Below are 23,715 nucleotides of genomic sequence, written 5' to 3'. Positions count from 1 at the left end.
GAAGCGATACGTTCGGACGTTGGATCGCCGCACAGCGGCCCGCGGATGCGCGGCTCGCGTGCCACCTGGAGCTGCGCGACGAACGGCGTTTCGCCGATTGTACGTCTAAGCATCCGCCGCATTCGGGCAGACCATTCGGCCAAGCGCGCAGCCCTCTCTTGTCGCATCCCCCCGGCAAACGTTATATCGGCTTCCAAGAAACAGTGAGGAGAGCGGTATGCGGCGCGTTGTCGTGACGGGACTGGGGATGGTCACGCCCCTGGCGTGCGGGGTCGAGGAGACGTGGAGCCGCCTTCTGGAGGGCCGCTCGGGCGCGGGGAAGATCACGCGGTTCGATGCCTCGCATCTGGCCACGCAGATCGCCTGCGAGGTGCCGCGCGAGGGCGAGGCGGCCTTCAACGTCGAGGACTGGATGAGCGCGAAGGACGCGCGCAAGGTCGACGACTTCATCCAGTATTCCATCGCGGCATCCACGCAGGCGGTCGAGGATGCGGGCTGGACGCCCGAGGACGAGGCCGACCGGGTGCGCACCGGGGTCATCATCGGGTCTGGCATCGGCGGACTCGATTCGATCGCGGAGACGGCCTACCTGCTGCGCGAAAAGGGCCCGCGCCGGGTGTCTCCCTTCTTCATTCCCGGATCGCTGATCAACCTGTGTTCGGGTCAGGTCTCGATCAAATACGGCTTCAAGGGGCCGAACCACGCGGTCGTCACCGCCTGCTCGACGGGCGCGCACGCCATCGGCGACGCCTCGCGGCTGATCCAGTTCGGCGATGCGGACGTCATGGTCGCGGGTGGCGCGGAAAGCGCGATCTGCGAGCTCGGCATCGCGGGCTTCAACGCGTGCAAGGCGCTGAGCACCGGCTACAACGACACGCCCGAGAAGGCCTCGCGCCCCTATGACAAGGATCGCGACGGCTTCGTCATGGGCGAGGGCGCGGGAATCGTCGTGCTGGAGGAATACGAGCACGCGAAGGCGCGGGGTGCCAAGATCTATGCCGAGGTCGTGGGTTACGGCCTGTCGGGCGACGCCTATCACATCACCGCGCCGTCCGAGGATGGCGACGGGGCGTTCCGCTCGATGAGTGCCGCGCTGGAACGCGCGGGGCTGGAGCCGGGCGATATCGACTACATCAACGCGCACGGTACCTCCACGATGGCCGACACGATCGAGCTCGGCGCGGTGGAGCGGCTGATGGGCGATGCGGCGGGCAAGGCCACCATGTCGTCGACAAAATCCGCGACGGGGCATCTGCTGGGCGCTGCGGGGGCGATCGAGGCGATCTTCTCGATCCTCGCGATCCGCGATCAGGTGGTGCCGCCGACCATCAACCTCGACAACCCGGCGGTGGACACGCCGCTGGACCTCGCGCCCAACGCGAAGCGGGAGCGTGAGGTGAAGGTGGCGCTCTCCAACTCCTTCGGCTTCGGCGGCACAAATGCCTCCGTCATCTTCAAGCAGGTGGACGCATGATGCGCTCGGTCGTCGCCAACATGTTCACCTTCCTGATCGTGGGTCTCGCCATCCTGGCGGGCGCGATCTTCTGGGGGCAGCGGACCTTCGTGGAGCAGGGGCCGCTGGCGGAGGCGATCTGCTTCAGCGTGCCCAGCGGCACCAATATCGGCCGCGTGGCCGAGGATCTGGCCGAGCAGGGCGCGGTCGAGAGTGCGACGCTGTTCCGCGTCGGCTCGAACTACACGGGGCGGTCTGGGTCGCTGAAGGCCGGGAACTTCACGATCCCCGCGGGCGCGTCGATGGACGAGATCCTGAGCGACATCACCCGCAGCGGGCCGAGCACCTGCGGGACCGAGATCAACTACCGAGTGGGCGTGACCTCGATCGAGGCGCTGGCGCGCGAGATCGACCCGGAGACGGGCAACTATGTCGAGGTCGCGACCTATGACATGGCAGCGGAAGAACCTGAAATTCCCGAAGAATACACCGCCATCGCCGATAGCGAGGTGACGCCGCGCTACCGCATCACGATGGCGGAGGGCGTGACCAGCTGGCAGGTGCTGCAGGCGTTGCAGGCGATCCCGTTCCTGGAGGGCGAGGTGACCGAGACGCCCGACGAGGGCACGCTCGCGCCCGCGAGCTACGAGATCCGCGAGGGCGACACGCGCGCCGAGGTGATCGAGCGGATGCAGGCGTCGCAGGCCTCGCAGCTGGCCGAGGCGTGGGAGGGGCGCGACCCCGACCTTCCGCTGGAGAGTGCGGAGGAGCTGCTGATCCTCGCCTCGATCGTCGAGAAGGAGACCGGCGTGGCGGCGGAGCGTCCGCAGGTGGCCTCGGTCTTCGCCAACCGGCTGCGCGACGGGATGCGGCTGCAGACCGACCCGACGGTGATCTACGGCATCACGAATGGCGAGGGCACGCTGGGGCGGGGGCTGCGGCGCAGCGAGCTGGATGCCGCGACCCCCTACAACACCTACCAGATCGACGGGCTGCCGCCGACGCCGATCGCCAATCCGGGGCGCGAGGCGATCCTGGCCGCGGCGAACCCGGACGAGACGCCCTATTTCTACTTCGTGGCCGACGGGACGGGCGGGCACGCCTTCGCCGAGACGCTGGACGAGCACAACGAGAACGTCGCCCGCTGGCGCGAGATCGAGGCGCAGCAGAATCAGTAGGGCGGGTGATTCCCGGCATGACGGATCGAAACGGGCAGTCGAAAGGTTAACGCGACTGCCCGTTTTTCGTTCTATAGTTGATCTCAAAAGTTAACGCCGAATAAAGATCGATCGTTTCGCAAGTTTTGCCTTGACCCAGCGCGCGGTCTGGGGCATACATTCATGCAAGCTGATAGAAGTGGGCAAGGCGGCAGCGGAGCGATCCGGGGCCGCTTTTTTATTTTACCAATTTCAGCGGAAACCTTTTGTTCATGACTGATTACGACGACAGCCAGTCCGGTGGGGCGAACTGGCGGATTTCCTGTGCGCGCACGGTCTACAAGCAGCTCGGCATGGCCCTTGAGGGCAGGCTCCGGCAGCTGGGAGAGACGGAACCGGCCTCGGCCGATGACGGGCTGGCCAAGAAGATCGCGGAGGAGATCCGCCTCCACCAGAAATCCCTGATCCAGCTCCTAGAGTATGAGGCCACCCTCGATGACCGCAACGCAAGCTCTGCCTCCGGCGGACCCGATATCGACTTCGATGCCGCACGAGATGAGCTTCGTGCACGAATTCTTGCTGTCCGCAAACGAGGCTGACATCGAGGAGTTCCTCGACGGGCTGAGCGACAACGCCATCGCGGCGCTGAGCTGGTTCTGGGACATCTGGGCGCTTGACCACCAGCGCGCGCCCGCGGGCGACTGGTCGACCTGGCTGATCATGGGCGGGCGCGGTGCGGGCAAGACGCGCGCGGGGGCCGAATGGGTGCGGGGCCTCGTGGAGGGGCCGACGCCGCTGGCGCCGGGCCGCTGCACGCGGATCGCGCTGGTCGGCGAGACCTATGACCAGGCGCGCGACGTGATGGTGCTGGGCGATAGCGGGCTGATCGCGTGCTCGCCCCCGGATCGTCGGCCGAAATGGATCGCCTCGCGCCGGGTGCTGGTCTGGCCGAACGGGGCGGAGGCGCAGGTCTTCTCCGCCTCGGACCCGCAGGCGCTGCGCGGGCCGCAATTCGATGCGGCCTGGTGCGACGAGCTCGCGAAGTGGAAGAAGGGGCAGCAGGCCTGGGACATGCTGCAATTCGCGCTGCGGCTCGGCGACGATCCGCGCTGCGTGGTGACGACGACGCCTGCGGCGGTCGCGCTGTTCGAGGAGGTGCTGGAGGATGAGGCGACGGTCGTGACCTCGGCCCCGACCAGTGCCAATGCGAACAACCTCGCCCCCGCCTTCCTGCGGGCGGTGACGAAGAAATATGGCGGCACGGTGCTGGGGCGGCAGGAGCTCGACGGCGAGTTGATCCGCGACATGCCCGGCACGCTGTGGCCGCGCGCGCGGATCGAGGCGGCGCGGGTGGACGCGGCGCCGGAATTGACCCGTGTGGTGGTGGCGGTGGACCCGCCCGTCACGGGCAAGGACAGCTCGGACGGGTGCGGGTTGATCGTGGCGGGTCTGGCGCGCGAGGGCGAGAATTGGCGCGCGGTGATCCTGGACGATCTGAGCCTGCCCACCGCGTCCCCGAACGAATGGGCGGCGGCGGCGGTTGCGGCCTATCGCGACTGGCAGGCCGACTGCATCGTGGCTGAGGTCAACCAAGGCGGCGCGATGGTGGAGCGGATGCTGCGCCACAATAGCCCCGACGTGGCCTATCGCGGGGTGCATGCCTCGCGGTCGAAATCGGCGCGGGCCGAGCCCGTGGCCGCGCTCTACGAGCAGGGACGGGTGGTCCATGCAGGCGCCTTCCCGCAGCTGGAGGACGAGATGGCGGCGATGATGCGCTCCGGCTATTCGGGGCGCGGGTCGCCCGACCGGCTCGACGCGATGGTCTGGGCCGTCACCGACCTGATGGCGGAGGCGGAGCGGCCGGAGCGGGTGCCGCAAGTGCGCAGTTTTTGAATGACGATCGGGGCGCCTTCGGGGCGCCCTTTTGTTTACCGGATTTAAACGGGAGAGACCGATGCTGGATTGGTTCAGGCGCGCCGCGCCGGAGGCGAAGGCAAGTGCGGCGGGGCCGGTCGTGGCCTTTCACGGCGCGGGGCGCGCGGCGTGGAGCGGGCGGGATCTCGGCTCGCTCACGCGGGTCGGGTTCACGTCGAACCCGGTCGGCTTTCGCTGTGTGAAGCTGATCGCGGAGGCCGCGGCGGCGGTGCCCTTCGCGCTGGAGGAGGACGGCGCGCGGATGGAGGTGCATCCGGTGCTGGACCTGATGGCGCGGCCCAATGGCGGGCAGGGTGCCGGCGAGTTGATGGAGGCGTTCTACGGCCAGATTCTGCTGTCGGGGAACGGCTATCTTGAGGCGGTGGCGGGCGAGGCCGCGCCGCTGGAGCTGCATGTCCTGCGCTCGGACCGGATGCGGGTGCTGCCGGGGCCGGATGGCTGGCCGGTGGGCTATGAATACGCGGTGGGCGCGAAGAAGCACCGCTTCGCCGCCGAGGCGGTGTGCCATGTGCGCGCCTGGCATCCGACCGACGATCACTACGGGCTGAGCCCGATGCAGGCCGCCGCACAGGCGGTGGACGTGCACAATGCGGCGTCGAAATGGTCGAAGGCCCTGCTCGACAACGCGGCACGGCCCTCGGGCGCCATCGTCTACACGTCGGTGGACGGCGCGGGCGTGCTGGGTGCGGAGCAGTACGAGCGCGTGAAATCTGAGCTGGAAGGCCAGCATCAGGGCGCGGCGAACGCAGGGCGTCCGATGCTGCTGGAAGGCGGGCTCGACTGGAAGCCGATGGGCTTCTCCCCTTCGGACATGGAATTCCAGAAGACCAAGGAGGCGGCGGCGCGGGAGATCGCGCTGGCCTTCGGCGTGCCGCCCATGCTGCTGGGCCTGCCCGGTGATGCGACCTATGCGAATTACGCAGAGGCGAACCGGGCCTTCTATCGCCTGACGGTGCTGCCGCTTGTCGGCAAGGTCGCGGGTGCGCTGACCCAGTGGATGCCGGGCATGGGCCGGGCGCGGCTGCGCGCCGATTTCGACCAGGTGCCCGCACTGGCATTGGAGCGGGAGGCGCAATGGCGGCGGATCGCGGATGCGGACTTCCTGACCGAGGACGAGAAGCGGGCGATGCTGGGTCTGGCACCGCGGTCGACAGGATGAGCGGGCGCGCGGGCGGCTCGCGCTTTCTCTACGAGCCGTTCGACGCGACCAGTGCGCGGGTCGAGACGCTGGAGCGCGTGAGCGACGAGCGCTGGTCGGCGCTGGAGCATCGCCTGAGCGGGATCGAGGCGCTGCTCGACCGGGTGGAGCGGCGCATGTGGATGGCCGTCTACGGCGTCGCGGGCACGCTCGCCGCGCAGGGCCTGTTCCTGATCCTGTCGGGCGGCATTCATTTCAGCGGGTGAGGATCACCCCTCAATTCATTGACATCACGAGGAGATTGCCGATGACCGGTTTCGATCCGGCCCGCGGGCTGGAAGTGAAGTTCTGCAGCCTGGGCGACGCGCCCGAACTGGACGGGGAGACCGCGATTGCGGGCTATGCCTCTCTCTACGGGCTGGCCGATCAGGGCGGCGACATCGTCCAGAAGGGTGCCTATGGCGCGGCGCTGGAGCGACTGTTCGCCAAGGGTCGCAACGTGAAGATGCTGTGGCAGCACGACCCGACCCGGCCGATCGGCGTCTGGGACGAGGTTCGCGAGGACGAGCGCGGCTTGCATGTGCGCGGCCGCATCCTGACCGAGGTGGCGCAGGGCCGCGAGGCGCTGGCGCTGCTCAAGGCCGGGGCCATCGACGGGCTGTCCATCGGATACCGCACCATCCGCGCCGAGAAATCGGGCGCCGGGCGGCTGCTGCACGAGATCGAGCTGTGGGAGGTGTCGCTGGTGACGTTTCCCATGCTCCCCGAAGCGCGGGCGCAATCGAAATCCGAGGAGACGGATGACGATGCGCTGGCGAACGACCTCGCGTCCTTTTTCCGGGATGCGCAGGAGCTGATGGCCTGACGGGCCGCACCATTTCAACGAAGTCATTTCAAGGATGGATTGATGCGCGACATCGACACCAAGTCCGGCGGGCAGGCCCGCGACGTGAAGGCGGCCATGACGGGCTTCCTCAGCGAATTCAAGAATTTCCAGAACGACATTCAGACCAAGCTCAATGAACAGGAAAGCCGTTTGACCATGATGCAGACCAAGACCGCACGCCCCGCCCTGTCCGTCTCCGCCGATCTCGACCTGCCGCACAAGAAGGCCTTCGCCGCCTATCTGCGCTCGGGCGAGGACGAGGGCCTGCGTGGCCTCGGCATCGAGGAGAAGGGCCTGTCCACGCAGGTGTCCGCCGAGGGCGGCTACCTGGTCGATCCGCAGACCTCGGAGACCGTGCAGGGCGTTCTGCTGGGCGCCTCCTCGCTGCGCTCCATCGCCAATGTCGTGAATGTCGAGGCGTCCGCCTTCGACGTGCTGATCGATCACAACGACACCGGCGCGGGCTGGTCGGACGAGACAGCGAACGCGGTCGAGACCGGCGCGCCGCAGCTGGAGCGCATCTCGATCCCGCTGCACGAGCTTTCCGCGATGCCCAAGGCCTCGCAGCGCCTGCTCGACGACAGCGCCTTCGACGTCGAGGGCTGGCTGGCCGCACGCATCGCCGACAAGTTCGCGCGCGCCGAGAGCGTGTCCTTCATCTCCGGCGACGGCGTGGGCAAGCCCAAGGGCATCATGTCCTATACCGCCGTGGCAAACGACAACTATGCCTGGGGCTCGCTCGGCTATGTCGCGACGGGCACGGATGGCGATTTCTCCTCCACCGATCCGGCGGATGCGATCGTCGACCTGGTCTATGCGCTGGGGGCGCAGTACCGCGCGAACGCAACCTTCGTCATGAACTCCAAGACCGCGGGTGCCGTGCGCAAGATGAAGGACGCGGATGGCCGCTTCCTGTGGACCGACACGCTGGCCGCCGGTGAGCCTGCGCGTCTGATGGGCTATCCGGTCCTGATCTGCGAGGACATGCCCGACATCGCGGCGGGTGCGACGGCCATCGCCTTCGGCGACTTCATGAACGGCTACACCATCGCCGAGCGTCCCGACATGCGCATCCTGCGCGACCCGTTCTCGGCCAAGCCGAACGTCCAGTTCTTCGCCACCAAGCGCGTGGGCGGCGACGTGAGCGATTTCGCGGCGATCAAGCTGCTGAAGTTCTCCGCCGCCTGAGACGGCGACATGACGAGCTGAGCAAGGGGCCCTTCGGGGCCCCTTCGTGTTTTCGCGCAAGGGGACGATCACGATGATCCTGACCGAACGAACGGGGCCGGGGGCCCTGCCTGTCGCGCTCGGCGACTTTTCCGATCATCTGCGCATGGGCACCGGCTTTGCCGATGACGGCGCTGAGGATGCGGCGCTGGAGATGTACCTGCGCGCGGCCACCGCGGCGGTCGAGGCGCGGATCGGCAAGGCGCTGATCACCCGCGCGCTGCGGCTGGAGCTGACGGATTGGCGCGGGTCGCATGGGCTGGCCATCGCGCCGCTGGCCGGTGTCGAGGCCGTGCGCGTGATCGATGCGGGCGGCACTGCGCGCGAGATGAGCGGCTGGCGCGTGGTTCGCGATGCGCATCGTCCGATGGTGGAGGCGGCGCTGTCGGTGCCTACGGGCGGGCGGGTCGAGATCGACTTCACCGCCGGATACGGCGCGGAGCCCGCGGATGTGCCCGCCGATCTGCGCCAAGCGGTGCTGCTGCTGGCCGCGAGCTATTACGAAAACCGTTCCGGCAGCGAGGCGCACTGGCCCTTCGGCGTGCTGGCGCTTCTCGACGCGCATCGTCCGGTGCGGCTGTGAGCGGGCGCGCGGCCCCGGTGCTCGACCGGGAGATGGTGCTGGAGACCCGCGCGATGACCCCCGACGGGGGCGGCGGCCTGATGGAAGGATGGCAGGCGCTCGGCACGCTGTGGGCGGCGGTCGAGCGGCCCTCGGTGCGGCTGGTGCGCGAGGGCGCGCTGGAGATCACGGCGGTCAAGGTGCGCATCCTGGTGCGCGCGGCGCCGGTAGGCCGTCCGCGCCGCCCCAAGGTCGGCCAGCGCCTGCGGGAGGGCGACCGCGTCTACCGCATCCTGGGCGTCGAGGAGTACGACCGGGCCGCCCATTACCTGCAACTTTGGGCCGAGGAGGGCGGGGCATGAGCATGACCCATTCCTGGGAGCTTCAGCAGGCGCTCTACTGGGCGCTGAGCGCGGCCCCCGCCATCACCGATCATGCCACCGTGCTCGACGCCGCGGCGTCGGAGGTCGCGGGCGATTATGTCGCCATCGGCGAGGAGCAGGTGCGCCGCAAGGGGCCGGGCCTGACCGAGCATGACGTCACCATCGAGGTCCACTCGGCGGCGCAGGGCTTCGCCAGCGCCAAGCAGATAGCGGCGGAAGTGGCGGCGGTGCTGGTCGCGACGCCGCCGGCGCTGAGCGGTGCCACGGTGGCGGACCTGCGCTTCTTCAAGGCGCGGTCGCGGCGGGGCAAGGGGACGGCGCGGCGCAGCATCCAGCTGACCTTCCGCATCCTGATCGACGCGAACTGAGCGTCGCAACGCATTTCAATCACGAAGGAATTTCATCATGGCGACCCAGATGGGCAGGGATCTTCTGATCAAGATCGACATGGACGGATCGGGCACGTTCCAGACGGTGGCGGGGCTGCGCGCGTCGCGCATCTCGTTCAACGCGGAGACGGTGGACGTGACCACGCTCGACAGCCAGGGCGGCTGGCGCGAGCTGCTCGGCGGGGCGGGCGTGCGCTCCGCCGCGTTGTCGGGCTCGGGTGTGTTCCGCGACGAGACCACGGATGCGCGCGCGCGGCAGATGTTCTTCGACGGGGCGATCCCGGACTTCCAGATAGTCGTGCCGGATTTCGGCGTGATCGAGGGGCCGTTCCAGATCACCTCGCTGGAATATGCGGGCGAGTTCGACGGCGAGGCCACCTACGAGATGGCGATGGCGAGCGCGGGTGCGCTGAGCTTCTTCGCGCTCTGATAGATGGGCAAGCGGGAGAAGACCGCCAATCCGCATCGCGGGGAGGTGGCGCTGGTCATCGACGGCAGGGCGCGTCGGCTGCGGCTGAGCCTCGGCGCGCTCGCGGGGCTGGAGGCGCGGATGGGGGCGGAGAACCTGGCAGCCCTCGTGGCGCGGTTCGAGGGTGGCACGTTCCGGGCGGGCGATCTGATCGCGCTGATCGAGGCGGGGCTGGAGGGGGCCGGGGAGAAGTGCCCCGACCTCGCCAGTGCCGAAATCGAGGGCGGGCCGGTCGCGGCGGCGCAGGCGGCGGGGCGGCTGCTCGCGCTGACCTTCGCCGGCCCGCGATGAGCGCGCCCTTCGTGGACTGGGCGGGGCTGATGCGGCTGGGCCTCTCCACGCTGCGGCTGCCGCCCGACACGTTCTGGGCACTGACGCCTGCCGAACTGGCGGTCATGGCGGGGGTGGACCCCGCAAGCAGCCCTGCGATGGCGCGGGCGCGGCTGGCGGAGCTGTCGGCGGCCTATCCCGATGCAACCCCGGACAAGGGAGACGGACATGACGGACAGGACTGAGGTGGAGGAGCTGTTCGCGGAGGTCGATGCCTCCATCGCCTCGACCGAGGCGGTGACGGAGGCGTTCCGGCGCGAACTGGAGGCGACGGGCCGCACGCTGGAGAACGCACGCGGGCAGGTCTCGGGTCTCGACCGGGCGATGGGGCGGGGGCTGCGCGCGGCTTTCGACGATCTGGTCTTCGACGGGGCGCGGGCGGGCGACGCGATGCGCAACCTGGGGCGCGCGATCTCGGGCTCGGTGCTCGATCAGGCGTTGAAGCCCATTCAGAACGCCGTGGGCGGCGCGCTGAGCGGGCTGGTCGAGACGGGGCTGGGCGCGCTGCTGCCCTTCGCCAAGGGCGGTGCGTTCTCGGGCGGGCGGCCGACGGCCTTCGCCAAGGGCGGCGTGGTAAGCGGGCCGACGACATTCCCCATGCGCGGCGGCACCGGGCTGATGGGCGAGGCGGGGCCGGAGGCGATCATGCCGCTGACCCGTGGCCCGGACGGCGCGCTGGGCGTGAAGGCGCAAAGCGCGGGCGGGTCCGGTGCGGTGAACGTGGTGATGAACATCTCCACGCCCGATGCCGAGGGCTTCCGTCGGTCGCGCACGCAGATCGCGGCGGAGATGAGCCGCGCGATGAGCCGCGGGCGGCGCAACATGTGATGCCTCCGGCGGGAGTATTTGCGCCAATCCGAAGGGGTTGGCCGCCCCCCGCCGGGCCTTTCAACGACAATGGACGGAGGATGCCATGAGCTTCCACGAGGTGCGGTTTCCGCTGAGCATCGGCTTCGGCTCCACGGGCGGGCCGGAGCGGCGCACGGAGATCGTGACGCTGGCGAGCGGTCACGAAGAGCGCAACACCCCCTGGGCGCATTCGCGCCGCCGCTACGATGCGGGTCTGGGGATGCGCAGCCGCGACGACCTGGAGGAGGTGATCGCGTTCTTCGAGGCGCGGGCGGGGCAGCTGCACGGCTTTCGCTGGCGCGACTGGTCGGACTGGCGCACGGCGCCGTCGAGCCGCGAGATCGAGGCCTTCGACACCGAGATCGGCGTCGGGGATGGTGTGATGACGGCGTTCCAGCTGTCGAAGACCTATCGCTCGGGTCCCGCGACCTATGTGCGGCCCATCGTGAAGCCGGTGGCGGGGACGCTGCGATTGGCCGTGGGGGGCGTGCAAATCTATTCGGGCTTCGCGCTCGACCACGTGACGGGGATCGTGAGCTTCGACGTGGCGCCGCAGGACGGGGCCGTGATCGAGGCGGGGTTCGAGTTCGACGTGCCGGTGCGGTTCGACACGGACCGGATCGAGACGTCGCTGGGCGCGTTCGAGGCGGGGGAGATCCCCTCCATCCCGGTGGTGGAGGTGCGGGTCTGATGCGCGAGATTTCGCAAGAGGTGCAGGCGCGGCTCGACAGCGGGGCGTCCACGTTCTGCCGCTGCTGGCGGGTGACGCGGCGCGACGGGGTGGTGCTGGGCTTCACCGATCACGATGCGCCGTTGATGTTCGATGGCGTGCGTTACGAGGCGGCGAGCGGGCTGACCGCGGGGGCGCTCGACCTCTCGACGGGCATGAGCGCCGACAATGGCGAGGTGCTGGGTGCGCTGAGCGATGCCGCGATCAGCGAGGCGGACATCGCCGCGGGGCTCTATGACGGGGCGGAGGTGCGGCAGTTCCTGGTCGACTGGCAGGATACCAGCCTGCGCGTGCCGATGTTCACCGGCCGGATCGGGGAGATCCGGCGCGGCAAGGGCGCGTTCGAGGCAGAGCTGCGTAGCCTTGCCGACGATCTCAACCGACCGGCAGGGCGCGTGCTGGGCCGCGATTGCGATGCGACGCTGGGCGACGCGCGCTGCGGCGTGGACGTGACCGACCCCGCCTGGCGCGGATCGGGCGTGGTCGAGGCGGTGGGCGGCGAAGGGGCGCTGACCGTCGCGGGGCTCGCCGGGTTCGAGGATGGCTGGTTCGCGGGCGGCGTGCTGATCTGGACGGGCGGGGCCAATGTGGGCGCGCGGGCGCCGCTGCGGCATGACGTGAGCCGCGGCGGCGCGCGGGTGCTGAGCCTGCGGACGGGAGCGCTGCATCCGGTCGCCTCGGGTGACGCGTTCGAGGTGATCGCGGGCTGCGACCGGCGGGCAGCGACCTGCCGTGCGAAATTCGCCAATTTCCTCAATTTTCGCGGGTTCCCGCACATTCCGGGCGAGGACTGGCTGACATCCTATCCCAACCGAGGGGAGGTCCACGATGGATCGAGTCTGCGCAAGGGCTGAGGTGGTGCTGGCGGAGGCGCGCGGCTGGCTCGGCACGCCCTACCGGCACCAGGCGAGCGTGAAGGGGGCGGGGGCCGACTGCCTCGGCCTGATCCGCGGCGTCTGGCGGCATCTGCACGGGGCCGAGCCCGAGGTCCTGCCCGGCTACACTCCCGACTGGTCGGAGGTGGACCGGGTCGAGCGGCTGCATGCGGGTGCGCTGCGGCACCTGGTGCCGGTCGAGGGGCCGCGCCGCGCGGGCGACGTGCTGCTGTTCCGCATGAAGGGTCAGGCGGTGGCCAAGCACTTGGCGATCCTGAGCGCGGATGCGCCGGGCGCCGAAAGGATCATCCATGCCTATTCGGGGCATGGATGCGTCGAAAGTCCACTGGGCCCGGCCTGGGCGCGGCGGATCGTGGCGGTGTTCCGCTTTCCGGCTGGAGGATAGGATATGGCGACGTTGTTGTTGGCCGCGGCCGGCTCCGCCATCGGGGGGGCCGTCGGCGGCACTGTGCTGGGTGTCACCAGTGCTGCGATCGGGCAGGCGGTCGGGGCCACGCTGGGCTCAATGATCGACCAGCGCATCATGGGCACCGGCTCGGCGGCGGTGGAGACCGGGCGGCTCGACACCTGGCGGGTGCAGGGCGCGCAGGAGGGCACGGCGCTGCCCTACGTGGCAGGGCGGATGCGGGTGCCGGGACAGATGATCTGGTCGACGCGGTTCCTGGAGACTGTGAGCACCTCGCGCGCGGGGGGCGGGGGCAAGGGCTCCAAGCCCAAGGTCAAGCAGACGAGCTATTCCTACTCGGTCAGCTTCGCCGTCGCGCTGTGCGAGGGGAGGACCACGCGGATCGGGCGGATCTGGGCCGATGGCAAGCTGGTGGACCAGTCGCAGGTCGACATCCGCTTCTACGACGGGTCGGACGAGCAGATGCCCGACCCGCTGATCGCGGCGGTCGAGGGGGCCGACGAGGCGCCCGCCTATCGTGGCACCTCGTACGTGGTGTTCGATCAGCTGCAACTGGAGCGCTATGGCAACCGGATCCCGCAGATCAACGTGGAGGTCTATCGCCAGCCGCAGAGCGACGCGCCGACGCTGCGCGACAGGGTGCAGGCGGTAGCGCTGATCCCCGGCACGGGGGAATACGCGCTCGCCACGCAGCCGGTGAACCTGGAGTTCGGGCGCGGCAGCTACCAGTCCACCAATGTCAATAACGATGCTGGCGTGGCGGATCTGATGCTGTCGCTCGATCACCTGGAGGGGCAGCTGCCCAATGCGCGCTCGACGCTGCTGGTGGCGAGCTGGTTCGGAACGGACCTGCGTGCAGGCGCGTGCCGGATCGTGCCGGGCGTGGAGCAGGCGCAGGCCGATGGCGACCGGATGCACTGGTCGGTGTCGGGGCTGAGCCGCGCGCAGGCGCATCTTGTCAGCCGGACAGGCGACCGGGTGAACTATGGCGGCACGCCTGCCGATGCCTCGGTCGTGGAGGCGCTGCGGGAGATGCGGGCGCGCGGGATGGCCGTGACCTTCTACCCGTTCCTGCTCATGGACATTCCGGCGGGCAACGGCCTGCCCGATCCCGATGGTGGGGCGGAGCAGGGGGCCTTTCCCTGGCGCGGGCGGATCGTCGCCGAGGGCGACGGCACGGCGGCGGCGCGGGCGGAGGTCGATGCGTTCTTCGGGGACGCCGTCGCCTCCGATTTCGCGGTGACGGGGACGAGCGTTCGGTTCACCGGCGCGGGCGAGGGGTTCGCCCGCATGATCCTGCACTATGCGCATCTGTGTGCCGCCGTGGGCGGGGTCGAGGCGTTCTGCATCGGCTCAGAGATGCGCGGGCTGATGCGCACGCGCGACGAGACCGGGGCCTATCCGGCGGTGCAGCGCATGATCGCGCTGGCCGCAGAGGTACGCAGCATCCTGGGCCCGGACGTGAAGCTGAGCTACGCCGCCGACTGGTCGGAATATTTCGGGCACCGTGCCGGCTCGGATGTGATCTATCACCTCGATCCGCTGTGGGGCGACGCGAATATCGATTTTGTCGGCATCGACAACTACATGCCGCTGAGCGACTGGCGCGACGGGCGCGACCATCTCGACGCGCAGGCCGGGTGGGAGGCGATCCACGATCCAGCCTACCTGAAGGCGAATGTCGAGGGGGGCGAGGGTTACGACTGGTACTACGCCAGCGAGGCCGATCGCGCCGCGCAGCTGCGCACCCCGATCGTGGATACCGCCTATGGCGACGATCACGTGTTCCGCTACAAGGACATCCGCGCCTGGTGGTCGCGACCGCATTTCGACCGGCCCGGTGGCGTGCGCGAAGCGGTGCAGACGGCCTGGGTGCCGCGGTCGAAGCCGATCCGCTTCACCGAGTTCGGCTGTGCGGCCATCGACAAGGGTACGAACCAGCCCAATGTGTTCCGCGACCTGAAATCGAGCGAGAACGCGGTGCCGCATTTCTCGACCGGGGCGCGGGACGACTTCATCCAGCACCAGTACATCCAGGCGACGCTGGGCTACTGGGCCGAGCCGGGGCGCAATCCGGTGTCCGAGCTCTATGACGGGCCGATGCTCGACCTTGCGCATTGCTTCGTCTGGGCGTGGGATGCCCGGCCCTGGCCGGATTTTCCCAACCGGATCGGTCAGTGGTCGGACGGAGTGAATTTCGGGCGCGGGCACTGGATCTCGGGCCGACAGGAGATGGCGACGCTGGCGGACGTGGTGCGCGATGTTTGCGCCCGCTCGGGTGTATCGGCGGTCGAGACATCGCGGCTCTATGGCAGCGTTGCGGGGTTCGAGATGCGCGACGGGCAGTCGGCGCGGGCCGGGTTGCAGCCGCTGATGCTCGCCTATGGCTTCGATTGCCGAGAACGCGACGGGGTGCTGCACTTTTTCACCCGAGACGGGTTCGCGGACGTGGATCTGAGCGGCGTTGATGCAGTCGTGGAAGGGGAGCCCCAGCGTGTCCGCTCGGCGCAGGACGAGCGGCCGGATCGGATCCGTGTGCGCTATGTGCAGTCGGATCACGACTATCAGGCCGGGTCGGCCGAGGCGGTGATCGATGCGGAGGCACCGATGCGCGCGGACGGTTCCGACCTGCCCGTCGCGCTGGGCGCGGGGCAGGCGAAGGGCATCGCCGAGCGGTGGCTGGCCGAGAGCCTGGTCGCGCGCGAGGCAGTCAGCCTCATGCTTCCGCCCTCGCATCTGGCGCTGGAGCCGGGGGACGTCGTGTCGCTCGATGGTGCGAACTGGCGGATCGACCGGATCGAGGAGCGCGGCGCGCGAGCCATCGAGGCGGTGCGGGTGGAGCCGGGCGTCTATGCCGCAGCGGATCACCCGGACCGGCTGTTCGAGGCCGCCCCGAAGGTCGGCGCTGGGCCGGTGGCGGCGGAACTGCTCGACCTGCCGCTGTTGCGCGGGGACGAGGTGGAGCATGCACCGCATGTCGCGGCGGCGGCGGAGCCGTGGCCGGGGCCGGTCAACGTTTTCATGTCGGGCGCCGATGCGGGCTACGGCCTCGTCGGGCAGGTGCTGCGACGCGCGGCGATGGGCCGCCTCGCCCAGCCGTTGCCCTCGGCCCTGCCGGGGCTGTGGTCGGAGGGCGAGTTGGTCGTCGATCTCGATCATGGGCAGCTGGAAAGCCGGACGCGGGACGCCGTGCTCGACGGCGCGAACGCCGCGGCGCTGCGCGACGGCGAGACGGGAGAGTGGGAGATCATTCAGTATACCCGCGCCGATCTGGTCGCGCCCGGACGCTACAGGCTGGGCGGCATCCTGCGCGGGCAGGCCGGGACCGAGTTCGTGATCCCGCCCGTGTGGCCGGAGGGCACCCGGTTCGTGGCTCTTGATGGCGCGTCGGTGCAGATCGACCTCGCGCAATCGGCCCGCGGGCTCGACCGCTATCTGCGGATCGGCCCGGCCTCGCGCAGCCATGACGATGCGAGCTATCGCACGCGGGTCGAGGCGTTCGAGGGGGTGGGGCTGCGGCCCTATGCGCCGGTGCATCTGAAGGCGCGGCGGGTCGGCGGCGACCTCGACGTAAGTTGGGTGCGTCGCACGCGGCTCGACGGGGATCTGTGGACGGCGGGCGATGTGCCGCTGAACGAGGAGCGGGAGCTCTACGAGGTTCGCATCTCCAAGGACGGCTTTCCGGACCTAGTGCGCGAGACGACGGAGCCCCGGCTTACCATCGCGGCGGCGGATCTGCCGGACGCGCCTTTCAACATCAGTGTCGGGCAGGTCTCTGCCCGCTTTGGAACCGGACCCATGACGAGGATCGTTCAAGATGACTGAGACGACCAATCTGACATTGCCGATGGTGCAGGCGGCGCAGGCGCAAAAACACGTGACAGTGAACGCGGCGCTGTCGCGGCTGGACATGCTGGTGCAGCTGCGCCTTGCGGGGGTCGCGGTGGAGACCCCCCCCGTCACGGTCGCCGGGGTCTACGCAATCGGCCCCGCGCCCACTGGCGACTGGGCGGGCCAGGCCGGGAAGGTCGCGCTGGGCATCAACGGAGGCTGGGAATTCGTTGTGCCTCAGGCCGGCTGGCTGGCCTGGGACATGACGGGTGAGGTCCTGCGTCGGTTCGACGGGGCGGCCTGGCAAGTGCACGGCGCGATCGAATCTGCGTCGGGTGCAGGCACGATAGACGAGGTGGTCGAGTTCGACGTGGATGTGGCCGGTACGACCGGGACCGTCCTCAGCGCGGGGGTCATCCCGGCGCGCAGTCAGGTGATGGGCTTGAGCGCGCGCGTGATCGTGCCGCTGTCGGGCACCGGGCTGACGGGCTGGCGGCTCGGCGCGGACGGATCGGACAACCGGTACGGATCTGGCCTCGGCGTCGCGCTCAACTCCTACGCGATGGGGCTGACAGGGCAGCCGGTGACCTACTGGTCGGACACGCCGGTCGAGATCGCGCCCGAAGGGGCCGCAGGCTTCGATGCGGGGCGTGTCCGCATCGCCGTTCACCTGCGCCGGATCGTCCCGCCGCAAGCGGTCTGACTTGATTTTCCGCGCGCGAGAGCCGATTTGGTCACAAACGGCGGCGGCGCGGGGAGACGACCATGCAGAACCGGCAGGAGATCGCGAATGTCAGCGGGCTGGATCCGGTCTGGACGCGCATTCAGGACGAGGCGCGCAGCATGGTGGCCGACGAGCCGCGGCTGGCGGGACTCGTCCATGCCAGCGTTCTCAACCGTCGGAATTTCGAGGATGCGCTGTGCTACCGGCTGGGACAGAAGCTTGCCTCGGGCGAGATGACCGAAGGTCTGGTGCGAGAGATCCTGATCGAGGCGCACGAGGATGACCCGACGCTCGGCCAGGCGGCGCGCGCGGATGCGGTTGCCGTGCTGGAGCGTGACCCGGCCTGCCATCGGCTGATCCAGCCTCTGATGTTCTTCAAGGGCTTCCAGGCGGTGCAGGCGTACCGGGTCGCGCATCGGCTTTGGCACCGCGGACGCGTCGACATGGCCTATTTCCTGCAGATGCGGACATCGGAGGTCTTCGGCGTCGATATCCATCCCGGCGCGGTGATCGGGCGCGGCATCATGATCGATCACGCCCATTCGATCGTCATAGGCGAGACGGCACGGGTCGGGGACAATGTCTCGATGCTGCACTCCGTCACGCTGGGCGGCACGGGCAAGGAGGATGGCGTTCGGCATCCGAAGATCGGCGACGGGGTTCTGATCGGGGCCGGGGCGGCCATCCTTGGAAATATCGAGGTCGGCCATTGCAGTCGGATCGCGGCCGGATCGGTCGTGCTGGTCGAGGTGCCGCCGTGCAAGACGGTGGCCGGCGTGCCTGCTCGCATCGTTGGCGAGGCGGGATGCGATCAGCCCGCGCAATCCATGAACCATCTCCTCATGGAACGGTCCACTCTCGACGAGTGACGGGACGGGCGGTCCCGGATAGGGTGGGGTCGCAATCGTTTTCCCTGTTTCGGAGTTTTCATGCGCCCCCTTTTCCTACCAGCAGCCACCGTACTCGGCCTGATTTCGGCCGCGAATGCACAGATCGGCCCGGACGACGTCGTCGACAGCATGCGCGCGCTCGATGACGACGGCGAATGGCTGACCATCCAGACCGAGCGTCGCGGCGACGGCATCGCAATCACCTCGCTGTCCCTGACCATCGGTGAGGCGCTGACCGTCGATCTCTCCGGTGCTGCCTACGAGCTCGCCCCCAGTGACGACGCGGACTGGGATGTCGTCGGGCGGATCGACGGAACCGTGACTGCCGACGTCACGGTGCGACAGAACGGCGAGAGCCTGACCTACAGTTTCGATATGGACGATACGGACGGGACCTACCTGTTCCGAGGAGAACCCGGCGCGATCGAACGCCGCGCCCAGGCGCAGAGCATCGTCGTGACCTTCGATGCGGAAATGGAGGAGGGGACGGTCGGCCTGATCCGGACGACCGGCACCCAGACTATCACGGACTATCTTAGCAGCTATGTTCCCGGCGGCGACCCGAGTTCGGGCCGTATGGAGCTGTCGATCGGGCGCATGGAGGGTGCCACGCGGGCCGAGGTGGATGGCCAGCTGCTGAACCGGACGATCTCCTTCGTGGACGATACACGAGCCATTCTGGATTGGCAGGGGCTCGAGATCCTGACGCTGCTGGGTGACGCGGAGGCCCTCGACGCATTCCTCGAAGCGGGTGAGATCTTCGACCGCGATACGCGGTTGTCGATCGAGCAGAGTACGGGGGCGTTTCGCAGCATGACGGAGACGGCGGTGCCCGGCGCCGAGCCTATCCTGTTCGATGTGCTCGGTGATACCAGTCGGAGCGATGCCGACCTGAACGAGATCGGCGTGGGTGTCGCCGGATCGGTCGAGGACCTCGTGCTTAAAGTCAGCGGGCCCGTGATACCGATCGAGAAGCCGTCGATCACGATCGCCGAAATGGCTGCGGATTTCACGATACCGCTCTATCGCAGCGATGAGGTCCAGCAGATGGATGTCGGTCTGACTCTCTCGGATGTCGAGCTGTCGGATGGTCTGTGGGACGTGATCGACGCCACGGGCGACCTTGACCGCTCGGAGCTCGATCTGGTGATCGATACCCTGCTCGGAGTGACGCTGACCCGGTCGATCTTCGATGCGGAGCGCGACAAAGAAATCGCCTTGGAGCTGAACTCGCTTGACCTGATCACAGCGCAACTCGATGCTTTGGGAGCCGAGCTCGACATTACCGGGCAAATTGGCTTCGAGACGGTGGCGGGTCAGCCGCTGCCGGTGGACGGTCAATTGGATGCACGCGCGACGGGCATCGATGCGATGATCGCAGATCTCATCTCGGCAGGGGCGCTGCCGCCGCCGGTCGTGCAGCAGATCCGCATGATGACGGGCCTGATGCTCGCACCTACGTCCGAGCCCGACAGCTACACGTCCGAGATCACGTTCGGACCGGGCGGTGCCATCACCGCGAATGGCGTTCCGCTACAGTGACCGTCATGGCGCCCTCCCCAATGCCAGGAGGGCGCCAGATCATCAGGCCAGCATCGCGATCGGGTCTTCCAGATTGGACTTGATCGCGGCCAGGAACTCGGCGCCGAGGGCACCGTCGATCACGCGGTGATCGACGGAGAGGGTCACGCTCATCACCGTTGCGGTCGTCACGTTCCCCTCGTCATCGACCACGGGCTTCTTCAAACCCGCGCCGACCGCAAGGATGGATGCGTGCGGCGGATTGATGACCGCGTCGAAGTTCTCGATGCCCATCATCCCCAGATTGGAGATCGCGAAACTGCCGCCCTGATATTCATACGGCGCAAGCTTGCGGTCACGCGCGCGGGTGGCGAGATCCTTCATCTCGGCGGACAGGGTGCTGAGCGTCTTGCTATCGGCATCGCGCAGGACGGGGGTGAACAGGCCGCCCTCGATGGCGACCGCCACGGCGACATCGGACGGTTTGAGCTTCAGAACCCGGTCGCCCGCCCAGACGGCATTGCAGTCTGGCACCTCCTGCAGTGCGTTCGCGCAGGCCTTGATGATGAAGTCGTTGACAGAGAGCTTCACGCCCTTCGCCTCCAGCCCCTTGTTCAGCTGCGAGCGAAACTTCAACAGCGCGTCGAGATGGATGTCGCGGCGCAGGTAGAAATGCGGGACGGTCTGCTTTGCCTCGGTCAGGCGCGCGGCGATGGTCTTGCGCATCCCGTCGAGCTTGACCTCCTCGTATTCGCGATCCGCGTACATCTTGGCGACAACATCGGCCGACATGCCTTGAGCAGGTGCCCCGGCCTTCGGGGCCATCTGATCGGCGGGAAGGGCTTTGGTGTCCTTCTCGGTGCCGTCCGACTTGCCCGCGCTTGCCGTTTTGGGCTTGGCCGTCGCGTTTTCCACATCCGCCTTCACGACCCGACCACGCGGGCCGGAGCCTTCGATATCGGCGAGATCCAGGCCCTTGTCCGCGGCGATGCGGCGGGCGAGAGGCGAGGCGAAGATGCGCTCGCCATCCTTGCGGGAGGGGGCGGGGGCAGCGGGCTTCTCCTCCTGCGCGGCCCCGCCTTCGCGGCCGTAGCCCTTGGCAGGTTCGGTCTGTTCGGACGGCTCGGCAGGTGCCGCGTTGGACGAGGCATCGGCGTCTGGGGACGCATCGGTGTCAAGGTCGTCCGCACTTTCTCCCTCTTCCAGCAAGACGGCGATCAGGTCATTGACCTTCACCCCCTCGGTGCCTTCGGGCACGAAGATCTTGCCGATCGTGCCTTCGTCCACGGCCTCGAATTCCATCGTGGCCTTGTCGGTCTCGATCTCCGCGATCACGTCGCCTGAGGAGACCTCGTCCCCCTCCTTGACGTTCCATTTCGCAAGCGTGCCTTCCTCCATCGTGGGGGAGAGCGCGGGCATCAGGATGTTGATGGGCATGTCCTATCCCCTCACTTGTAGGTCACGGCGCGCACCGCCTCGATCACCTCTTTGGTGGTCGTGAGCGCGAGCTTTTCGAGGTTGGCGGCATAGGGCATCGGCACGTCCTTGCCCGTGCAGCTTAGCACCGGCGCGTCGAGATAATCGAATGCCTCGGCCATTATATGCGCCGCGATGTGGTTCGACATGGATGCGACCGGGAAGCCTTCCTCGACCGTGACGCATGCGTTGGTCTTCTTCACCGAATTGATGACGGTCGCATAGTCGATGGGACGCAGCGTGCGCAGGTCGATCACCTCCGCCGAGATCCCCATCCCGTCGAGTTCCTGCGCCGCTTCCAGCGCATAGGTCATGCCGATACCCCAGCTGACGAGCGTCACGTCCGTTCCCTCGCGCCAGATCTTCGCCTTCCCGAAGGGGATGGTGAAGTCATCCAGTTCCGGCACCTCGAAGGTCTTGCCGTAGAGGATCTCGTTCTCCAGGAACACCACCGGGTTCGGATCGCGCACCGCCTGTTTCAAGAGGCCCTTCGCATCGGCCGCCGAGTAGGGCTGCACGACCTTCAGGCCCGGAATGCTGGAATACCAGGCGGCGTAGTCCTGGCTATGCTGCGCGGCCACGCGCGCCGCAGCACCGTTCGGGCCCCGGAACACCATCGGGCAGCCCATCTGGCCACCGGACATGTAGAGCGTCTTGGCCGCGGAGTTGATGATCTGGTCGATCGCCTGCATGGCGAAGTTGAAGGTCATGAACTCCACGATCGGGCGCAGCCCGCCGAAGGCCGCGCCGACCGCGAGGCCGGTAAATCCGTGCTCGGTGATCGGGGTGTCGATCACGCGCTTCGCGCCGAACTCGTCGAGCAGGCCCTGGCTGATCTTGTAGGCGCCCTGGTATTCGGCCACCTCCTCCCCCATCAGGAAGACGTTCTCGTCGCGGCGCATCTCCTCGGCCATCGCGTCGCGCAGGGCCTCGCGAACCGTCTGCTGTTTGAAGCTGGTGCCCTCCGGCACGTCCGGCTGCTGCGCGGGAGAGGGGATGTCGTCATCGTCCTTTGCGGCGGCGGGCGCCTTCTTTGGAGCTTCCTGCTCGGTCTCGTCGGATTGCTCAGACTGCTCGGGCGCGGCGGCGCTCGACGTGTCGATGTCGTCTGCACTCTCGCCTTCTTCCAGCAGCACCGCGATGGGCGTATTGACCTTCACCCCTTCGGTGCCTTCGGCGACGAGGATCTTGCCGATCGTGCCTTCGTCCACGGCCTCGAATTCCATCGTGGCCTTGTCGGTCTCGATCTCCGCGATCACGTCGCCGGAGGAGACCTCGTCCCCCTCCTTCACGTTCCATTTCGCGAGCGTCCCCTCCTCCATCGTGGGAGAGAGCGCGGGCATCAGGATCTCGGTGCTCATACGGCTTCCTCCTGCGGGAGTTCCTCGGCGTAAATATCGGTATAGAGCTCGTCCACGTCCGGTTCGGGGCTGTCCTGCGCGAATTTGGCGGCCTCGTTGACGACGGCCTTGATCTCCTTGTCGACCTCCTTCAGCTCCTCCTCGGTGGCGTGGTCGCCGGTCAGCAGCATCTGCTTGACGCCCTCGATCGGGTCACGCTCCTCGCGCATCTTCTGCACTTCCTCGCGGGTCCGGTACTTGGCCGGGTCGGACATGGAGTGGCCGCGATAGCGGTAGGTCTTGATCTCCAGAATGTAGGGCCCTTTCCCCGCGCGGCAGTGGGCCACGGCCTCTTCGCCTGCTTCCTTCACCGCCAGCACGTCCATGCCATCGACCTCGCGCCCCTCGATGCCGAAGGCCGCGCCCCGCTCCCAGTAGCTGGGCGAGTGGGTCGAACGCTGGACGGAAGTGCCCATCGCGTATTGGTTGTTCTCGATCACGAAGACGACCGGCAGGTCCCAGAGGGCCGCCATGTTGTAGGTTTCGTAGACTTGGCCCTGGTTCGCGGCTCCGTCGCCGAAATAGGTGAAGGCGACAGTGTCGTCGCCGCGATACTTGTTGGCGAAGGCGAGGCCCGCGCCGATCGGCACCTGCGCGCCGACGATGCCGTGGCCGCCGTAGAACTTCTTCTCCTCCGAGAACATGTGCATCGAGCCGCCCTTGCCCTTGGAGTAGCCCCCCTCGCGGCCCGTCAGCTCGGCCATCACGCCCTTGGGGTCCATCCCGCAGGCAAGCATATGCCCGTGGTCGCGGTAGGAAGTGACGCGGCTGTCGCCCTCCTTCGCCGCCGCTTCGAGCCCGACGACGACGGCTTCCTGCCCGATATAGAGATGACAGAACCCGCCGATCAGGCCCATGCCGTAGAGCTGGCCGGCCTTTTCCTCGAACCTGCGGATCAGCAGCATGTCGCGGTAATAGGCGAGCAGCTCCTCCTTCGATGCGTTGGGGCGTTTCGCCGCCTTCCGGGTTGCCATCGGGGCGCCTCCTCAGACTTGTTTGATATCAAACTACCTTATTGTAACGTAGGGTCACGCCAAACGCATCCCCTAATCGCGGGGCAGTC

At 67.9% G+C, this 23,715-nt stretch carries 25 protein-coding genes; 22 read left to right on the top strand and 3 right to left on the bottom strand.

The window, feature by feature from the left end:
- The first annotated feature begins 217 nt into the window (after positions 1-217).
- The 22 genes from fabF (at position 218) to RX333_RS08745 (ending at position 19,797) form a co-directional block, all read left to right on the top strand.
- Entirely contained in the window at positions 218-1,474 is a 1,257-nt protein-coding gene (gene fabF / locus RX333_RS08850) for a beta-ketoacyl-ACP synthase II (protein ID WP_316014571.1), read from the top strand.
- A complete protein-coding gene (gene mltG / locus RX333_RS08845; RefSeq protein ID WP_316014570.1) occupies positions 1,471-2,631 on the top strand; it encodes an endolytic transglycosylase MltG in 1,161 nt (386 codons plus the stop codon). The genes fabF and mltG overlap by 4 nt, the downstream gene beginning before the upstream one ends.
- A 251-nt stretch (positions 2,632-2,882) precedes the next feature.
- Complete coding sequence (locus tag RX333_RS08840; RefSeq protein ID WP_316014569.1) at positions 2,883-3,209, top strand: hypothetical protein; 327 nt, start codon at positions 2,883-2,885, stop codon at positions 3,207-3,209.
- The gene (locus tag RX333_RS08835) at positions 3,166-4,503 is read left to right on the top strand and encodes a DNA-packaging protein (RefSeq protein ID WP_316014568.1); all 1,338 of its coding nucleotides are present in this window, start codon (positions 3,166-3,168) and stop codon (positions 4,501-4,503) included. The genes RX333_RS08840 and RX333_RS08835 overlap by 44 nt, the downstream gene beginning before the upstream one ends.
- A 61-nt stretch (positions 4,504-4,564) precedes the next feature.
- The gene (locus RX333_RS08830) at positions 4,565-5,704 is read left to right on the top strand and encodes a phage portal protein (protein ID WP_316014567.1); all 1,140 of its coding nucleotides are present in this window, start codon (positions 4,565-4,567) and stop codon (positions 5,702-5,704) included.
- Complete coding sequence (locus tag RX333_RS08825) at positions 5,701-5,949, top strand: hypothetical protein (protein WP_316014566.1); 249 nt, start codon at positions 5,701-5,703, stop codon at positions 5,947-5,949. Before RX333_RS08830 ends, RX333_RS08825 begins: the two co-directional genes overlap by 4 nt.
- A gap of 41 nt (positions 5,950-5,990) precedes the next feature.
- Positions 5,991-6,548 carry an HK97 family phage prohead protease gene (locus RX333_RS08820; RefSeq protein WP_316014565.1) on the top strand — a complete coding sequence of 186 codons (558 nt, stop codon included), beginning with the start codon at positions 5,991-5,993 and terminating at the stop codon, positions 6,546-6,548.
- 42 nt (positions 6,549-6,590) lie between these two features.
- Positions 6,591-7,757 (top strand): phage major capsid protein, encoded by a 1,167-nt coding sequence (locus RX333_RS08815; RefSeq protein WP_316014564.1) that lies wholly within the window; start codon positions 6,591-6,593, stop codon positions 7,755-7,757.
- Between the two features lie 73 nt (positions 7,758-7,830).
- On the top strand, positions 7,831-8,379 hold the full coding sequence (locus RX333_RS08810; RefSeq protein WP_316014563.1) for a head-tail connector protein: 549 nt from the start codon (positions 7,831-7,833) through the stop codon (positions 8,377-8,379).
- Positions 8,376-8,720 (top strand): head-tail adaptor protein, encoded by a 345-nt coding sequence (locus RX333_RS08805; RefSeq protein ID WP_316014562.1) that lies wholly within the window; start codon positions 8,376-8,378, stop codon positions 8,718-8,720. Before RX333_RS08810 ends, RX333_RS08805 begins: the two co-directional genes overlap by 4 nt.
- Positions 8,717-9,109 (top strand): DUF3168 domain-containing protein, encoded by a 393-nt coding sequence (locus RX333_RS08800; RefSeq protein ID WP_316014561.1) that lies wholly within the window; start codon positions 8,717-8,719, stop codon positions 9,107-9,109. The genes RX333_RS08805 and RX333_RS08800 overlap by 4 nt, the downstream gene beginning before the upstream one ends.
- Positions 9,110-9,146: 37 nt before the next feature.
- A complete protein-coding gene (locus RX333_RS08795; RefSeq protein WP_316014560.1) occupies positions 9,147-9,560 on the top strand; it encodes a phage major tail protein, TP901-1 family in 414 nt (137 codons plus the stop codon).
- Between the two features lie 3 nt (positions 9,561-9,563).
- Positions 9,564-9,890, top strand: coding sequence for a gene transfer agent family protein (locus RX333_RS08790; RefSeq protein WP_316014559.1), 327 nt, complete (start codon positions 9,564-9,566; stop codon positions 9,888-9,890).
- Complete coding sequence (locus RX333_RS08785) at positions 9,887-10,114, top strand: rcc01693 family protein (protein WP_316014558.1); 228 nt, start codon at positions 9,887-9,889, stop codon at positions 10,112-10,114. The genes RX333_RS08790 and RX333_RS08785 overlap by 4 nt, the downstream gene beginning before the upstream one ends.
- Positions 10,098-10,757 carry a phage tail tape measure protein gene (locus tag RX333_RS08780; RefSeq protein ID WP_316014557.1) on the top strand — a complete coding sequence of 220 codons (660 nt, stop codon included), beginning with the start codon at positions 10,098-10,100 and terminating at the stop codon, positions 10,755-10,757. Before RX333_RS08785 ends, RX333_RS08780 begins: the two co-directional genes overlap by 17 nt.
- 85 nt (positions 10,758-10,842) lie before the next feature.
- A complete protein-coding gene (locus tag RX333_RS08775) occupies positions 10,843-11,469 on the top strand; it encodes a DUF2460 domain-containing protein (protein ID WP_316014556.1) in 627 nt (208 codons plus the stop codon).
- Complete coding sequence (locus RX333_RS08770; protein ID WP_316014555.1) at positions 11,469-12,362, top strand: DUF2163 domain-containing protein; 894 nt, start codon at positions 11,469-11,471, stop codon at positions 12,360-12,362. Before RX333_RS08775 ends, RX333_RS08770 begins: the two co-directional genes overlap by 1 nt.
- A complete protein-coding gene (locus RX333_RS08765) occupies positions 12,337-12,789 on the top strand; it encodes an NlpC/P60 family protein (protein WP_316014554.1) in 453 nt (150 codons plus the stop codon). Before RX333_RS08770 ends, RX333_RS08765 begins: the two co-directional genes overlap by 26 nt.
- 3 nt (positions 12,790-12,792) lie before the next feature.
- The gene (locus RX333_RS08760) at positions 12,793-16,635 is read left to right on the top strand and encodes a glycoside hydrolase/phage tail family protein (RefSeq protein ID WP_316014553.1); all 3,843 of its coding nucleotides are present in this window, start codon (positions 12,793-12,795) and stop codon (positions 16,633-16,635) included.
- Positions 16,628-17,344, top strand: a complete 717-nt coding sequence (locus RX333_RS08755; protein ID WP_316014552.1) for a DUF2793 domain-containing protein — start codon at positions 16,628-16,630, stop codon at positions 17,342-17,344. The genes RX333_RS08760 and RX333_RS08755 overlap by 8 nt, the downstream gene beginning before the upstream one ends.
- Before the next feature lie 62 nt (positions 17,345-17,406).
- Positions 17,407-18,234 (top strand): serine O-acetyltransferase, encoded by an 828-nt coding sequence (gene cysE / locus RX333_RS08750; RefSeq protein ID WP_316014551.1) that lies wholly within the window; start codon positions 17,407-17,409, stop codon positions 18,232-18,234.
- Positions 18,235-18,294: 60 nt separating this feature from the next.
- The gene (locus RX333_RS08745) at positions 18,295-19,797 is read left to right on the top strand and encodes a DUF2125 domain-containing protein (RefSeq protein WP_316014550.1); all 1,503 of its coding nucleotides are present in this window, start codon (positions 18,295-18,297) and stop codon (positions 19,795-19,797) included.
- Between the two features lie 42 nt (positions 19,798-19,839).
- Here the strand turns inward: RX333_RS08745 and RX333_RS08740 are convergent, their stop codons facing one another.
- The 3 genes from RX333_RS08740 to pdhA are packed head-to-tail and all read right to left on the bottom strand — an operon-like array spanning position 19,840 to position 23,626.
- Positions 19,840-21,213: a pyruvate dehydrogenase complex dihydrolipoamide acetyltransferase gene (locus RX333_RS08740; RefSeq protein WP_316014549.1), complete on the bottom strand. Its 1,374-nt coding sequence runs from the start codon at positions 21,211-21,213 to the stop codon at positions 19,840-19,842.
- An 11-nt stretch (positions 21,214-21,224) separates the two neighbouring features.
- Positions 21,225-22,613: a pyruvate dehydrogenase complex E1 component subunit beta gene (locus tag RX333_RS08735; RefSeq protein WP_316014548.1), complete on the bottom strand. Its 1,389-nt coding sequence runs from the start codon at positions 22,611-22,613 to the stop codon at positions 21,225-21,227.
- Complete coding sequence (gene pdhA / locus RX333_RS08730; RefSeq protein ID WP_316014547.1) at positions 22,610-23,626, bottom strand: pyruvate dehydrogenase (acetyl-transferring) E1 component subunit alpha; 1,017 nt, start codon at positions 23,624-23,626, stop codon at positions 22,610-22,612. Before pdhA ends, RX333_RS08735 begins: the two co-directional genes overlap by 4 nt.
- Between the last annotated feature and the right edge of the window lie 89 nt (positions 23,627-23,715).

The sequence above is a fragment of the Roseobacter sp. HKCCA0434 genome (genome assembly GCF_032464675.1).
Taxonomy (GTDB): domain Bacteria; phylum Pseudomonadota; class Alphaproteobacteria; order Rhodobacterales; family Rhodobacteraceae; genus Pontivivens.
Note: the sequence above shows the minus strand (reverse complement) of the source record. Positions and strands in the feature narration are given on the sequence as shown.